Origin of the sequence: Amycolatopsis roodepoortensis, assembly GCF_014873915.1 — a bacterium.
Classification (GTDB): domain Bacteria; phylum Actinomycetota; class Actinomycetes; order Mycobacteriales; family Pseudonocardiaceae; genus Amycolatopsis; species Amycolatopsis roodepoortensis.
In genome coordinates, this window is the sequence record NZ_JADBEJ010000001.1 from 532,356 (window position 1) to 547,748 (window position 15,393).

At 70.7% G+C, this 15,393-nt stretch carries 12 protein-coding genes; 3 read left to right on the plus strand and 9 right to left on the minus strand.

Annotation, left to right across the window (positions count from 1 at the left end; genetic code table 11):
* Positions 1-7: 7 nt before the first annotated feature.
* The gene (locus H4W30_RS02620) at positions 8-1,354 is read right to left on the minus strand and encodes an MFS transporter (RefSeq protein WP_192741304.1); all 1,347 of its coding nucleotides are present in this window, start codon (positions 1,352-1,354) and stop codon (positions 8-10) included.
* 184 nt (positions 1,355-1,538) lie between these two features.
* Between H4W30_RS02620 and H4W30_RS02625 the strand changes: the two genes are divergently transcribed.
* Positions 1,539-2,357 carry an MBL fold metallo-hydrolase gene (locus H4W30_RS02625; RefSeq protein WP_192741305.1) on the plus strand — a complete coding sequence of 273 codons (819 nt, stop codon included), beginning with the start codon at positions 1,539-1,541 and terminating at the stop codon, positions 2,355-2,357.
* A 3-nt stretch (positions 2,358-2,360) separates the two neighbouring features.
* Here the strand turns inward: H4W30_RS02625 and H4W30_RS02630 are convergent, their stop codons facing one another.
* Positions 2,361-2,999 carry a LysE family translocator gene (locus tag H4W30_RS02630; protein WP_192741306.1) on the minus strand — a complete coding sequence of 213 codons (639 nt, stop codon included), beginning with the start codon at positions 2,997-2,999 and terminating at the stop codon, positions 2,361-2,363.
* Positions 3,000-3,052: 53 nt separating this feature from the next.
* The gene (locus H4W30_RS02635) at positions 3,053-3,880 is read right to left on the minus strand and encodes a hypothetical protein (protein WP_192741307.1); all 828 of its coding nucleotides are present in this window, start codon (positions 3,878-3,880) and stop codon (positions 3,053-3,055) included.
* Positions 3,881-3,976: 96 nt separating this feature from the next.
* Here H4W30_RS02635 and H4W30_RS02640 point away from each other — a divergent pair, with 96 nt between their 5' ends.
* On the plus strand, positions 3,977-5,275 hold the full coding sequence (locus H4W30_RS02640; RefSeq protein ID WP_192741308.1) for a phytase: 1,299 nt from the start codon (positions 3,977-3,979) through the stop codon (positions 5,273-5,275).
* Positions 5,276-5,320: 45 nt separating this feature from the next.
* Here the strand turns inward: H4W30_RS02640 and H4W30_RS02645 are convergent, their stop codons facing one another.
* Positions 5,321-7,855 carry an ATP-binding protein gene (locus tag H4W30_RS02645; RefSeq protein WP_192741309.1) on the minus strand — a complete coding sequence of 845 codons (2,535 nt, stop codon included), beginning with the start codon at positions 7,853-7,855 and terminating at the stop codon, positions 5,321-5,323.
* A 141-nt stretch (positions 7,856-7,996) separates the two neighbouring features.
* On the opposite strand from H4W30_RS02645, the gene H4W30_RS02650 reads away from it, so the two are divergent.
* Positions 7,997-10,480, plus strand: a complete 2,484-nt coding sequence (locus tag H4W30_RS02650) for a tetratricopeptide repeat protein (RefSeq protein ID WP_192741310.1) — start codon at positions 7,997-7,999, stop codon at positions 10,478-10,480.
* 233 nt (positions 10,481-10,713) lie between these two features.
* Here the strand turns inward: H4W30_RS02650 and H4W30_RS02655 are convergent, their stop codons facing one another.
* The 5 genes from H4W30_RS02655 to H4W30_RS02675 form a co-directional block, all read right to left on the minus strand.
* Positions 10,714-11,259, minus strand: a complete 546-nt coding sequence (locus H4W30_RS02655) for a hypothetical protein (RefSeq protein WP_192741311.1) — start codon at positions 11,257-11,259, stop codon at positions 10,714-10,716.
* Between the two features lie 233 nt (positions 11,260-11,492).
* Positions 11,493-12,539, minus strand: coding sequence for an ornithine cyclodeaminase (locus H4W30_RS02660; protein WP_192741312.1), 1,047 nt, complete (start codon positions 12,537-12,539; stop codon positions 11,493-11,495).
* Positions 12,536-13,459, minus strand: a complete 924-nt coding sequence (locus H4W30_RS02665) for an ornithine carbamoyltransferase (RefSeq protein WP_192741313.1) — start codon at positions 13,457-13,459, stop codon at positions 12,536-12,538. The genes H4W30_RS02660 and H4W30_RS02665 overlap by 4 nt, the downstream gene beginning before the upstream one ends.
* A 9-nt stretch (positions 13,460-13,468) precedes the next feature.
* A complete protein-coding gene (gene sbnA, locus H4W30_RS02670) occupies positions 13,469-14,473 on the minus strand; it encodes a 2,3-diaminopropionate biosynthesis protein SbnA (RefSeq protein ID WP_225948734.1) in 1,005 nt (334 codons plus the stop codon).
* The gene (locus tag H4W30_RS02675) at positions 14,460-15,392 is read right to left on the minus strand and encodes a threonine ammonia-lyase (protein WP_192741315.1); all 933 of its coding nucleotides are present in this window, start codon (positions 15,390-15,392) and stop codon (positions 14,460-14,462) included. The genes sbnA and H4W30_RS02675 overlap by 14 nt, the downstream gene beginning before the upstream one ends.
* Between the last annotated feature and the right edge of the window lies 1 nt (position 15,393).

Sequence of the window (15,393 nt, forward strand, 5' to 3'; positions counted from 1 at the left end):
ACAGACGTCACCGGTTGTCGGAATTCAGGTCGGATCCCCGGGTTTCGGCGCTGAGGAGCAACGCGACGAGGGTGACCGCGATCGTGCCGACGAGGTACAGCACGACCGCCGTCGGGCCCTGTTTTTCGGCCAGCCACACGGCGATGAGGGGAGCGGGCGCGCCGGCGATGATCGAGGAACCCTGGAACACCAGGGAAGCACCGGCGAAACGGCGGCGGGTGGGGAAGAGTTCGGCGATCCACGCGGCTTCCGGCCCGGCCAGGAGTCCGTGCAGTGCCGCGCCGACGCCGATGCCGAGATAGAGCAGCGGCAGATTGTCGGCTTGGACGATGGCGAAGAAGACCGGTGCCCACACCGCGAGGCCCGCCGCCGGGACCAGCATGGCGACACGCCGTCCGACGCGGTCCGACCAGTAGCCGCCGGCCAGCATCCCCGCGAACTGCAGCAGGGACCCGACGGCCACGGCCAGGAGGACGTCGGACTTGTCGTAGCCGAAGGTCTTCGTGGCATAGGCGACCACGAAGACGGTGTAGACGTAGAAGGCCACGTTCTCGCCCAGCCGCACGCCGAGCCCGCGGAGGACGGGGCCGGGGTGGGCGAGCGTCTCCAGGATGCTCGACCGCTCCCGGACGGCGTCCGCGGATGCCGTGGCCCGCGCCTGCGCTTCCTGGAACACCGGTGACTCGTCGATCCGCCGACGGATCCAGAAACCGATGGCCAGCAACGGGATCGCGAACAGGAAACCGACTCGCCAGCCCCACTGGTCGAAGGCGTTTTCGGGGAGTACCAAGGCGATCCCGCCGACGACGGCCGTGGCGAGCACCGTGCCCAGCGGCGCTCCCGCCTGCGGCCACGCCGACCAGAAGCCCCGCCGCTTCGGGCTTCCGTACTCGCTGACCATCAGCACGGCCGCGCCGAACTCGCCGCCGAGGGCGAATCCCTGGATCAGCCTCAGCACGACGAGCGAGATCGTCGCCCCGATACCGGCCTGGGCGTAGGTGGGGAGCAGCCCGATCGCGGAGGTCGACAGCCCGAGCAACAGGAAAGTGGTCACCAGCATGGGTTTGCGGCCGAGGCGATCACCGAGATGGCCGAACACGATGCCGCCGATCGGGCGCGCGACGAAGCCGAGCCCTTGGGTCGCCAGGGCGAGCAGCAGCTGGGCGAACCCGTCGCCGCCGGGGAAGAACAGCGGCCCGAGCACGGTGGCCGCGAGGATTCCGTAGAGCGCGAAGTCGTACCACTCGAGCACCGCGCCGGCGGTACTGCCCGCCAGGACCCGCCGGAACGCCGACCGGCTGACGCCGCCAGACCTCGAACCGGCCGTTTCGTGCGAGGCGGGCACGTTCGTCACTTTCGCTCCTCGTCGAGTCGGCCGGACAGGCACGTGTCCGGTATGCGGACACTGCGGAACGCTATCCGGACACGTAGGAAGATAGACCGCGGCGGCGGGATCGCGCAATCACTTGCCGCCGGTCGCGATACTCGAACTCGCGGCCGCTTGACCTCCAGTCGGCTGAAGGTTCCAAGCTGGGCCCATGACGATCTGGATCTGTGGCACCTGCGGCGTCGAGCATCCCGACACCGGCGAACCACCGGCCGGGGTCTGCGGGATCTGCGCGGACGAGCGACAGTACGTCCGCGCCTCCGGGCAGTCTTGGACCACAGTGGACGAACTCGCCGCGGAACCGCACGAGCTGGTGCACGAACAACCGGAGCCGGGAATCCACCGCCTGCACCGGGAACCGGAGTTCGCGATCGGCCAGTGGACGTACGTGGTCCAGACCGATCAGGGCAATCTCCTGTGGGATCCGCCGAACGCTCTCGACCGGCCCCTGCTCGACAAGATCGCCGAACTCGGCGGGGCGGCCGCGATCGTGGCCAGCCATCCGCATATGTACGGCTCGCAGGTGAGTCTGAGCCATCACCTCGGGAACGTTCCGGTCCTGGTGCATTCCGCCGACCGGCGGTGGGTGCGGCGGGAGGATCCGGTGATCCGGGAGTGGCAGGGGGTCGAACGGATCCTTCCCGGGGTGACCCTTGTCGAGGCGGGCGGGCACTTCCCGGGTGCCGCGGTCGCCCACGTCGCCACGGACGGCGGCTCGCTCCTGGTCGGTGACACCATCGTGCCGGTGGCCGCCGAGGGCTGGGTGAGCTTCATGCGCAGCTATCCCAACGCGATCCCGCTTTCGGCCGGGCTGGTGCGGCGGATCGCGGAACGGCTCGCGCCCTACGAGTTCGAGCGGCTTTACGGCCTCACCGGAGGCGTTGTGCGAGCCGGCGCGAAAGACGCCGTTCTCCGTTCCGCCGAGCGATACGCCGCTTGGGTCAGTGGCGCGAACGACCATCTCGGCTGAGCGCTACTCCTTGCGGCCGCTGACCGCCAGGCCGACGCCGAGCCCCATCATGGTGAGACCGGCCGCTCCGCCGACCAGGTCCAGGCGCCGCGCCGAGCGGGCGAACCAGGTTCGGGCCGCCCCGGCCGCCATACCCCAGACGGAATCCATCGCCAGGGCGATCGTGGCGAACACCGCGCCCAGCACCACCATCTGCAGTCCGGCGTGCCCGGCGGAGGGGTCGACGAACTGGGGCAGGATCGCCGCGAAGAACACCACGGTCTTGGGGTTGGTGACGCCGACGACGAAACCCTGTACCAGGGTGCGTCCGCCGCTGATCGGGACCGCTCGCGCCTCGAAGGCGTCCCGTAGCGCCCGGCGGTGCCGGATCGCCTGGATACCGAGGTAGACGAGGTAAGCGGCGCCGGCGAGCTTGATCACCGTGTAGATCACGGCGGAGGTCTGGATGATGGCGCCGACGCCGATGGCGACGGCCGTGGCGGCGGTGAAACTGCCGGCCGCGCCGCCGAGCACGGTCATCAGCGCGGTCCGACGGCCGTACGCCAAGGCCCGGCTGATCGCGAACAGCACGGCGGGGCCCGGGACGAGGATCAGGACGAACGACGCGAGCGCGAAAGCGGCCAGACGATCAGGCGAGGGCATGCGGCCAGGTTAAACCGATCGGCGCCGGGGAAGACAGCGCCGGCGCGAGCGGGTCACTTCGGCTTGCCGGCGGTGCCGCCGGTCAGCGTCTCCAGCTGCCGGACGATCTGATACCCCAGGCTTTCCGACATGTCCTCGTACATCTCGGCGGCCCAGCTCGTGCGGCTGTTGTACATCACGGCGAGATCGGAGTACTTCGCGTCCGCGGTGAACGAGCACAGGAGGGCCGGCTGTCGCAGGTCCACGATGAAGGCGTCGACCACGATACGGCTGTGGAACTCCTGTCTGGTGGGTTCGTCGATCCGTTGGGGCGGCGTGTATTCGATCGTGCGCAGGACCAGGGCGTACCGGGTGCCGAGTCCGACGTCCAGTTTGGCCCGCAGCTTGCGGTCGTCCTCCTCGTCCCACGACGCCGCCGGTGGAAGGAGCTCGATCCGGCCGTCGCCGAGCGGGCCGTGCGGCCCGGTCCAGCGCAACGCCTCGGTTAGCTGCGTCGGGCCGTATTCGAAGGCGTCCATGTACTTGACCCGGGTGTCCGGGTCGGTGAGGGCCCGTTCGGAGATGATCTCGACGTTGTTCGCGCTCTGCCCGGTCCGGACGTCGTATTCGGTCGTGTACGTGAACTTGGGGTCCAACGGGGTGGGTACGGCACAGGACGCCGAGCCGATCTTCGCCGCCGGTAGCAGGGATTTGGTCTGGGCCAGCTTGCGCCGGACCTCCTCGAAGCGCGGCTGGTAGGAGCGCAACGTGTCCGCTTGGGATACGTCCGGACCATCCGGCCCGCAGCCTGCCACCACGAGACCTGAGCACAGCACCAGCAGGAGGCGGTTCAGCGCGCGCACGGGACCGATGATCCCACGGCGACGGCCGGTGGTGTTCACGTTCCGGTCACCTCGGTGTGCCGTTACTTTCGGGTAACTTGTCACGCGGTGACTTCATAGTGGGCTGTCCGATTCGCCTCAGGAAGGAACACCTTCATGGCTCAGGCCTCCAGAGCCCGCCTCACCGTCGGCGGGCTCGTGCTGGTCACGGCGCTCTCCGCGGTCTTGCCCCCTTCGGCCGCGGCGGCCGACGCGTTGCCCGGCGTCAAGCCGACGACCGAAACCCCGGCCGTGTACGACGACGAAGCAGGCGGCAACGCGGACGCCGACGACCCGGCGATCTGGCGTAACCCGGCGGCTCCCGACCGGAGCCTCGTCGTCGCCACGGTCAAGGAGGGCGGCCTGCGGGTCTACGACCTCGACGGCCGCGAAGTGCAGTCGATACCGGCGCCGGAAGCGCCCGGACCGGACGATGCTCCCGGCCGGTTCAACAACGTCGACCTCGTGCACCGCGTGAAGGTCGGCTCCCGGGTGAGCGATCTGGCCGTCACCAGCGATCGCGGCCGTGACCGGCTGCGGATCTACCGTATCGACGGCGGAAACCCCGGCGCCCCGCTCACCGACGTCACCGATCCCGCCGCGCCGGCGATCTTCTCTTCGTCGCAGGAGGAGATCAACGACCAGCGCACCGCTTACGGCCTCGCCACGTGGACCGATCCCGCCAGCGGCCGTTCGTACGCGGTGGTCAGCCAGCGGGAACGCACCGCTCTCAGCCTGCTGGAGCTGACCGCGGGCGCCGGAGGCACGGTCTCCTACCGCAAGGTGCGCTCGCTCGTGTTGCCGTCCGAGTTCCGGCTGCCGAACGGCAAGACGTGGACTCCGTGCGGTGAGCCGGGTGAACTGCCCCAGGTCGAGGGAATGGTCGTCGATGCCGCGACCGGCACGCTCTATGCGGGACAGGAGGATGTCGGTATCTGGCGGCTGGACGCCGACCTCGAAGGCACTCCGAAGCTCATCGACAAGGTCCGCGAGTACGGCATCCCGGGAACCTACGACGAGGCGACCGAGGAATGCGTACCCGGATCCGACCCGGGCTACGGTGGCAAGCGCCTGTCGGCCGACGTCGAAGGGCTCACCATCCTCAAGCAGAAGGACGGCGACGGCTACCTGCTCGCCTCCAGCCAGGGGGACGACACTTTCGCCGCCTACGACCGCGAACTCGACGAAGACAACGAGTACGAAGGCGGCTTCCGGGTGACCGCCGCGTCCGCGACCCTCGACGGCACCGAGGAGAGCGACGGCGCCGCCGTCCTCAACGAGCCGCTCGGCGGCAAGTACCCGAACGGCCTGCTCGTCGTCCAGGACGGTGACGACAAGCCGGGGGAGCCGGGCCGGGACGCCACGAACTTCAAGTTCGTCGACCTCGGACGCGTGCTCGACGCCCTCGACGACTGACCGGATCCGTTGGAGCGGCGGGAACGTCGCTCCAACGGGCCTGCCCTACGACGCCACCGTCGCGGCCGACACGAGACGTTCGTGGACGTCGACGGCTTCCGGCACACCCATCTCGGCGAACGCGGCGTGCGCGGTCCGCCAGTGTTTCCGCGCGGCGACCGGATCACCGGCGGCGGACAGTGCGTCGCCGAGTCCACTTTGGGCTCTGGCCAGTTCGTAGCGGCTGTCCGCCGCGGTCGCGGATTCGATCGACTGCCGCAGGCGACGCACGGCGTCGGCGGCCCGCCCGGCGGCGAGCAGGGTCGCCGCCATGTCGGTGTTCGCGGCCAGCATTCCTTCCCTGCTACCGATTTCCTTGGCCAGCTCGATGGCTTGGCGGTGATGCGCCAAGGCCTCGTCGAACCGCCCCGCCGCGACGAGCAGGACCCCGAGATGGTTGAGCACCTTGCCCTCGTCGGCCCGGTTGTGCGACTGCCTCGCCACGGCGAGCGCCTGCTCGTACCAGGCCCCTGCCTCGGTGTCCTTTCCCATTCGCCAGTACGTGGTGCCGAGACCGTCGAGCGCACGGCATTCGCAGAGGTGGTCCGCGCTCGCCCTGGTCACGTCGAGCGCCTGCGACAAATAGTCGACGGCGGCGGGATAGTTCCCCAGCCGCATTTCGGCGAGGCCGATATTGCACAACTGCCGTGCCCGGAACGACTCGTTGTTCCTCGCGACGGCGAACTCCAAGGCCTGCCGGAAACAGGGCAACGCGGCACGATAGTCACCGAGACCGGTCAGCAGCAGGCCGACGTTGCCCGACAGGTAGACGACGTAATCGGATTCGCCGGCGGCGGAGAACTCCCTGATCGCGTCTTCCAGGACGACCAGCGCCTCGGCGGCGTCGCCCCGTTGCCAATGGGTCATGGCCAGTCCGTTCAGAACGTGCCCCCGGGTGCCACCGGACGCGACCCGGACGGCGTTGCCGAACAGGGCCTGCGCGTCGCTCACGTGCACGCGGGCCTCGAAATAGCTGGTCATCACGCACGCGAGCCGCGTCACGTGGTCGTCGCGTCCTTCGCTCAGCGCCCAGCCGGACGCGACGACGAGGTTGACCCGCTCGGTGTCCAGCCAGGCCATCGCCTCGTCGGCCCCGCCGAACACTAGAGCCCGTGCCTCGGGGGTGGGCAGGCCTTCCCACCGCTCCGCCTCGTGGGGGTAACAGGTGACGAGCGCGGCACGGGCGGTGGCCAGCTGGAAGTCGAGCAGCCGGACGGCCGCGGCCCGGCGCATCCGGGCCTGGACGTTCTCCCGGACGCGTTTTTCGGCGAACACCCGGACCAGGTCGTGCAGTTCGAACCGGGACGCGCGGGCGGTGATCATGTTGGCCGCCACCAGGTCGTCGAGCTGACGGCGCACGACGTCGACCTCGACGCCCGCCAGCGCCGCCGCCGCGTGGTCGTCGACATCGCGTCCCGGATAGACGGCGAGCAGGCCGAGCAGGACGCGGTCCGGCTCGGCCAGCTCGTCGTACGACGTGCGCAGCGCGACTTCGACCCCGTCGTCCAGCCGCAGCATGGTCCGCAGGTCGGCGAGGCGGTCCCGGTGGTCGGCCATGGTCCACTCGTCCGAGGCGGCCAGCCGCCGGGTCACCAGTGCGAGGGCCAGCGGTAACCGGCCGACCAGTTCGATGATGTCGGCCGCTTCGCCCTGCTCCGCGTCGACGCGTTCGTCGCCGATCCCGTCGCGGAGCAACTCGACCGACTCCTCCGGCGTGAACACGTCCAGCGCCACGTGCCGGGCCGTGTCCAGGCCGGCGAGGCGGCGCCTGCTGGTGACCAGCACCAGGCAGGTCGGCAGGTCGGGCAGCAACGGCAGCACCTGGTCGACCGACGCCGCGTTGTCCAGCAGGATCAGCGCGCGCCGCCCGTCCAGCAGCCGCCGGAACAGCGCGCTCCGGCCGGCGAGGGTGAGGCAGCCGATCTCGCCACCGGACGCCCCGAGCCGGCGCAGGAAGCCTTCGAGCACCGCGGCCGGGTCCGCGGCGGGCCGATCCGCGTCGAAGCCGCGGAGATTCACCACCAGCCGCACGTCGGAGAACCGGCCCCGCTCGGCCAGCAGCCGCGCGACCTCGCTGGCGAACCGGGTCTTGCCGACCCCGGCCATCCCGGAGATCGCCCACACGCCGGCGTCGTCCGGCTCGGCGTCCAGTATCCGGCGCAGTTGCGCCTGCCTGCCGACGAACCCGCCGTCCGGGGCGGGCAGGTGATCGGCCACGCTGATCACGGCCGCCTCGGTGGCGTGCCCGGTGATCACCCGGTGCGCCTGCCGCCATTCCGCCGCGACGTCCATGCCGAGCAGCACGGCCGCGATGTCGACCACCAGCTCGACGTCCAGTCGCTTGCGTCCCGGCAGCAGGCAGCGGTACACGGTGTTGTAGGCGGGAAGGTCGGCCGTTCCCCTGGCCGTGCGCAGGCGCCGCACCCGGCGGTGCAGCTCCCGGTGGGTCAATCCCGCCCAGGCCAGCGCCTGCCGCAGCCGCTGGGAAAGCTCGTCGTACGACCGAGCCCCGATCGGACTCGGCGGCCGTTCCTCCGGCACGGGAACCCCCTGGACACGTGAATGCGGCTCGACCATAGTCGAGATCGGCGACCGGGGTGGGCCGGATGGGCGAACTCGGTGCCGGGCGGATTGTCCTGTTCGGACCTTGCCGATCGGCCGAACGGATTACCCTTTTCGACCATGGATCCCGACGGGACGCCGGAGCCGGTGGGCGCCGGTTCGTTCGACGAGCTGGCGGCCCGGCTGAACTCGCTGCGCGGCTGGAACGGCGTGTCCTACCGGGAGCTGCACCGCCGGGTCGTACGGGCGCGGCGGGCGGCGGGCAACCCCGACCTGCCGGTGTTCAACACGGTCTACCGGTGCCTGCAGCCGGGCAGGCGGCGGATGGACGTGGACCTCGTCGCGGACATCGTGCGCGCGCTCGCCGCCGACGAGGCGGTGGTGGCGCGGTGGCGGCAGGTGTGTCAGGTGATCGCGGGCCTCACGGCCGACTCGTCGTGGGTGACCGTGGCGGGTGAGCTGCCCGCCGACAGCACGGAGTTCGTCGGCAGGCACGCCGAGCTGGCCGCGATCACCGGGGGCGGCGAGCGGTCGCCGGTGGTGGTGGTCGACGGGATGGCGGGCGTCGGCAAGACCAGTCTCGCCGTCCGTGCCGCGCACCGGCTGGCACACCGGGACGGCGCCGAGGTCCGGTTGTGGGCGGACCTGCGTGGCTACGACGCCGACCGCGCGCCCGCCGATCCGCTCGCGGTGCTGGACGAGTTCCTCCGGCGGCTCGGGGTGCCGGGCAAGGAGATCCACCGCCTCGGCCCCGATGGCAGGCAGGCGACCTACCGCAGGCTGCTCGCGGACCGGCGGCCGGTCGTGGTGCTGGACAACGCTGCGGACGCCGATCAGGTGTGCCCGCTGCTGCCGGACCGGCCGGGCGGCATCGTGCTGATCACCAGCAGACGGCGCCTGACCGGCCTGGCCGGTGCACGGCTCGTGCACTTGGACGCGCTTCCGGAGACCGAGTCGCTCGACATGTTGCGCAGGCTGGTCGGCGAAGCGAAGGTCGCCGAGGACACCGAGGCCGCCGCGCGGATCGCCGAGCTGGTCGGCCATCTGCCGCTCGCGTTGACGGTGGTGGCCGGCCGGATCCGGAACCGGCGCGACTGGACGTTGCGCGACCACGCCGCCCGGCTCGCGGAACGCCGGGACAGCCTGCGGGTCGAGGACGAACTGGAGAACGCCATCGGCCTGTCCTATGCGGACCTGCCCGCCGATGCCGCGCTGCTGCTGCGGCTCCTCGCGATCCACCCCGGCCGAGACGTCGACACCCGCGCGGCGGCCGCGCTCGCCGGGGTGGATCTACCCAAGGCTGAGGCGCTGCTGGGTGAACTGGTCGCCGGCAGCCTGGTGCAGCGGAGCGTCCAGGACCGGTTCGGCCTGCACGACGTCGTCCGCCTTTACGCGGCGGGACTGGCGCGGGACGTGGACGCCGCCTCCGCGCGGCGGGCCGCACTCGGCCGGTTGTTCGGCTACTACCGGCACGCCGCCTGCCGAGCCATGGACCGCTACGCCCCGCACGAGTGCGACCGCAGACCCGTCGTGTCCACTTCGGACGTTCCGGCGCCGGATTTCGCCGATGTCGCGGCGGCGACGGCGTGGCTGGACGCCGAGCGGCACAACCTGGTCGGGATCACCGTGCTGACCGAGGAACAGGGCGGACACGAGGACGCGGCCACGATGTCGCCGATCCTCAACCGGTACCTGTACAACGCACTGCACTTCGCCGACGCGGAGATCGTGCACGGTATCGCGGTCCGCGCCGCCGACCCGCTGGTCCAGGCGAGCGCGTACCTGAGCCTCGGCGCGGTCTACCTGCGTTCCAATCGCTATCAGGAGAGCATCGACCGGCTCAAGCAGGCGCTCGCGCGCTACGAGGCGGGCGGCGACCGGGCGAGCTGGGCGCGGGCACTGAACAACCTCGGCAACGCGTTCGACCGGCTCAGCGACTTCGCCGCGGCCGAGGACTGCTACCGGCAGGCGTTGCTCGTGCACCGGGAGACCGGCAACCGCACCAGCGAGAGCCGCGCGCTGGGCAACCTCGGGAACAGCGCGATGCGCGTCGGCGACTGGGACAAGGCCGAGGCGTACCTCGACGAGGCCTTGGCGATCATGCTGGAGGTGGGGGACCGGGTGGGGGAATGCCTGACCTACGGCAACCTCGGCACGGTGCACGAGCAGCAGGGTCACTCCGCCGAGGCACTCGGCCACTACCGGCGGGCGCTCGCCACCGCACGCGAATTCGGCTACCCGTTCCCGGAGACCGAGGCATTGCTCCACATCGGCTCGCTGCTCGCGCGGCTGGGCGAGCACGACGACGCCCTGACACACCTGACCGAGGCACTGGACCTCGCGCGCCGGAACAGCTTGGGAGAGTTCGAAATCAAGGCGCTCAACGGCATCGGTATCGCACTCGGCGACCTGGGCGACGCAGCGGGTTCGATCACCCGGCACCGCGAAGCGCTTGCGGTCGCCGAAAAACTCGGTGACCGTTACGAACAAGCACGGGCGCACAAAGGGATCGGGCACGGAGCGGCCGTCGCCGGCGACACCGGCATGGCCGACGAACACGGGCGGAAAGCGCAGGCGCTGCTCACGGAGATCGGACTGCGCTAGGCGGCAATGGCCGTTCCAGCGGGGCAACGCAATGTGGCGGGTCGCGAAAGCCACTTTCGCAACGGTGAAGGTTGGGAAAGTGGCTTTCGCAACATTGGCGGCCTGCCCAGATGGCTCGGACACGTGTCGCGAAAGCCACTTTCGAGACGTGTGATGTCCCGAAAGTGGCTTTCGCGACATGGCACCGACGGGCGGATCCGTGGTGGCCGTCGGTCACGCCGGCGCGAGCCGGCTCACTTCCAGCTGTACGCGGCGCCGCCGAAGCCCGGCTGGACCTTCGCCCGCACCCTGGGGGTCGAGGCGAGGCCGAGATAACCGCCGCCCTTCTTCGGCGGGCCCGACCAGCGCACGACGACGGTGCCGCCGGTCCCGCAGCCCGCCGTCGTCCAGGTCGAGACGCTCTTTTTCTTCTTGGTGCTCCAGTAGTGGCCCTCCGCCTGGACGCAGACCCGGCCGTTGCTGCCCGCCGGGATTTTCCACGTGTAGCGGCGGTGCTGCGGGTTCTTCTTCGAATCCGGGCTGATGTAGCCACAGCCGTACTTGCTCACCGACCACTTGCCGTAGCCGGCGAGGGCGCGACGCCAGTCGCCGCAGTCGGCGGTGCCGACTTCCGAAGTCTCTTCGGTCAGCGTGACCTCGGCCGTGTCACCGTCGGCCTCCGAGGCGGCGACCGTGGCGGTGCCCGCTTCTTCCTCGGCCATCGCCGGCGCGCTCTGCGCGGCGAGTGCCATACCCGCGACCACCAGGCCGGTCGTGACCCGTGTCGTCCATTTCTTCACTGGTGTTCTCTTTCTCGTCGTTCGGATCGAAAGCCACGGCGAATTCCGCCGGGCCTTCTTTCGCGTTCGATAGGCCGTCGGCCGCGCCGGAAAGACACGACTTGCCCGCGTGAGTTATTTTCCGTCAGCCAATCAACTGGCTACGGCGAACATTATCGGCAATGTGCGGAGCCGCCTAGTGATCTTGTGCGGTGATCTTGATCGAGGTTGTTCGAAAACGCCGGAACGGGACATCAGCCGAGGTCGACGAGCGATCCGAAGCCCAAGTGACGGGCTTGTGAGGCGATGGCGCCGTAGAGCGCCACGTCCAGCACGCCCATGCCGAACGGGTTGAGCACGACGTGCGGCCGGGCGGTGCCACGGCTGCGGTACCGCCCGGTGAGCAGCCCGCCCAAGGTGGCGTCGATGGGTTTCGCCGTACCGTCCGACGGGCGGGTGACGAGTCCGTCGCGCATCAGGCGGCCGAGTGGGCGGCGGGGGTTGTCCGCCACCAGGTCGAGGTCGTCCACGTACAGGGCCGCGGCGTCGAGGAACGTCTCGTCCGCGAGATCGCCCAAGGACACGTTGACCAGCAGCGCGCCGGGGCGCGTCCAGTCGGGGGTCACGTAACCCTCGTCGGCGGTGGTGGTGAAGACCGCGATCTCGCCGGCGCCGACCGCGTCGCGGGCCTTGTCGTGCACGGTCACTTCGAGGTCGTCGCGGGAGAGCAGGTCCGCGAGTCGGTGGGCGACGGCCGGGTCGCGGTCGTGCAGCGACACGGCGCGCAGAGCAGGCAACCGGCGGCTCAGCAGTGCCGCGTGCATCCGCCCCTGCGCTCCGCATCCCACGATCGCGAGCGAGCCGGCGCCGCCGAAACCGGTGACGTCGACACCGACCGCGCTCACCGCCGCGGTGCGCACCGCGCTCAGCAGGCCCGCCTCCATGATCGACGTGACCCGGGCGGTCTCGGCGTCGAAGCACAGGCCCAGCCCGCCCGCGCGTTCCAGGCCCGCCGCCGGGTTGGACACGCTGGCATTGATGATCTTCATGCCGTGGTGCGGCCCCACCGCGCCGGGCATGCCGATCGACCGGGTGTAGGCACCCCGCGAATTCTCCCACCGCAGGTACGCCTCCGCGGGGAGCAGGCTCTCGCCACGGTCGTGCCGGGCCAGCGTCCGCCGCACGATCTCGACCGGGTCGATGGTCGCGAGACAGCGCCGGACGTCCGCGCGCGACAGCACGGTCACCCGGCCCGCGCCCGCGAGTCCCGTGTCCGCCTGGTCGTACCACTGCTCGCTCATGCCGAATCCTTGCCGCGGCACCATTCCAGTGCCGCCATCGCGCTGTACATCTTGTTCTCCGCCTGGACGAACGCGATGCTGTCCGGGCCGTCCAGCACCTCCGTGGTGACCTCCTCGCCGCGGTGCGCGGGCAGGTCGTGCATGAACACCGCGTCCGGACTGGTCCGCCACAACGCCCGCGTCACCTGGAACGGCGCGAAAACCTCGCGCCAGTCAGGGTCCGGTTTGGTCGTACCCGTCGTCTCCCATCGCGTGGTGTACACGACATCGGACACGGGCAGGTCGTCCATGTCGTGACGCTCCACAATGGACGCTTGGTGTCGCGCGGCGTGCGCTCGCGCACGCGCCAGCACGGCGGGATCGAGGCCGTAGCCGGGTGGGGTGCGCAGCTGCAGTTCGGTACCGGGGAACCGGGTGAGTGCCAACGCGAGCGCGGCCGCGGAGTTGTTGCCCTCGCCCAGGTACAGCACCCGCAGCCCGTCGACACGCCCGAACCGGCGGGCCATCGTGGTGAGATCCGCGAGTGCCTGGGTGGGATGCTCGTCCGCGGTCATGGCGTTGACCACCGACATCCGCTTCTGGTCGGCCATGGCCCGTAGCTCCGCCGGATCGCCCGCGGTGCGCACCACGAGCGCGTCGAGCATGGTGGACAGCACCCGGCCGGTGTCCGCGATGGTCTCCCCGGTGTTGAGCTGCAGATCGCTAGGCCCGTAGGAGACGATGCGCGCGCCGAGCCGCAGCGCGCCCGACGAGAACGCCGTGCGGGTGCGCGTGGAGGTCTTGCTGAAGTAGATGCCGACGACCTCACCGGACAGCGGCGCGCCCGCTTGCCGCGGGTCGGCGGCCAGGGCCGTCGCGCGCGCGACGACGGAACGCAGTTCCTCGTCGGTGAGATCGTCGAGGGAAATGAGATGGCGCAAGGTTTCTCCTTAGCGGGCGGCGGTCAACGGCCGGGTCGTGACCTCGGGAACTTCGCCGAAGTGCTCCAGCACCCAGGAATCCGAGTAGATGGTGTCGAGGTAGCGGTTGCCGTCGTCGGGGAAGACGAGCACGCAGCGGGAACCGGCGGGGATGCGGTGGCGCAGCTTGCCGAGCGCGGCCACGGTCGCCCCGGACGACCCGCCCGCCAGGATCGCTTCGCGCGCCACCAGCGACCGGCAGGCACGCACGCATTCCAGGTCGGTCACGTGGACGATCTCACTGATCACACCGGCGGAATCGGCCGAGCCGACCAAGGGCGGCCGCCAGCCGGCACCGTGCCCGGGGATGAGCCGGTGCTCGGTCGGGGTGTGGAAGATCGCGCTGCCCGCCGCGTCGACCGCGACCAGTTTCGTGGCCAGGCCGCGGTCGCGGATGTGGTCGGCGCAGCCGCGCAGCGTGCCGCCGGTGCTGACCGAGCAGAACAGGTAGTCGACCCGTCCGTCCAGCGCCGTGACGATCTCGGCCATCGTCTGCTCGTGCGCGGCCGCGTTGAGCGGATTCTCGTACTGGTTGGGCCAGAACGCGTCCGGCAACAGCGCCACCAGCTCCCGGACCCGCGCGATCCGCGCGCCGAGCAGGTCGCCGTCCGGCGCGGACACGACTTCCACCGCCGCGCCGTAGGCCCGCAACAGCGCGACGGATTGCGCGGTCGTACGGGTGTCGACCACGCAGATCAGCTCGAGCCCGAAGTAGGCGCACAGCTGGGCGAGGCCGACACCGAGGTTGCCGGACGTCGATTCCACCACCACCGACCGGCCCGGTACCAGCTCCCCGGCCTCGATCTTGCCGCGCAGCATGTGCAGCGCGGTGCGGTCCTTGACACTGCCGCCCGGATTGAACTTCTCCATCTTCGCGAACACCCGGACGTCCGCGATCGGCACGACCCGCTCCAGCGCGACCAGCGGCGTGCCGCCGATCGTCGCGAGCACACCGTTCAACTCATCCGTGCTCAACGGACACCCGCTCTCCCTCGGCCACCGGAGCCGCGACATTGCCGCCGGACACGATCGCCACGGTCGTGCCCCGCCATCGCCCGGTCAGGTGGGCGGCGGTCGCCACCGCCCCGCTCGGCTCGGCTCGCACACCGAACCGGTCCGACAGGTACTCCTGCGCGGCGACGATGCCGTCCTCGTCGACGGTGACGATGTCGTCCACGAGCACCCTGATGTGGCGCCACGCGAGTTCGCCGAGCACCGGCGCGCGCAGCCCGTCCGCGATCGTGCGGTAGGTGCGCTCCACCGGCCACCGCACGAGTTTTCGCAGCCGCAGCGATTCCGCCGCGTCCCCGGCCAGTGCCGGCTCGACGCCGACGACCCGGGTGCCGGGGGACACCGCTTTCACGGCGACGGCGACTCCGGCGAGCAGCCCGCCGTTGCACACCGGCACCAGGACGGTGCGGACGTCCGGCAGATCCGCCACGATCTCGGCGCCGACCGTTCCGTGCCCGGCGATCACGTCGAAGTCGGCGGAACCGACGACGGTGGCGCCGGTCCGCGCCGCCAGCTCGGCCGTGGCCCGCTCGCGCAGCGCGGGCGGCACGATCACGACGTGCGCGCCGAGCGCGCGGACCGCGTCCACCTTCAACGCGGGCGCGGTGGCGGGCAGGACGACCGTGGCCCGCAGCCCGTGCCGTGCGGCGGCGAAGGCCACCGCCCGCCCGTGGTTACCGGACGACTGGGCGAGGACGTGGCCCGTGGTGAGCCGGGCGACCGCGTTGAGCGCGCCGCGTACCTTGAACGAACCGGTCCGCTGCCGGTGCTCCGGCTTGAGCCACAGGTCGCCGAACGGCCCGAGCAGGGGCGTGCGGTGCACGGAGTGCCGGATCCGTGCGGCGGCGGAGCGGATGTCGGCCACGGTGACGAGGGAGGACATC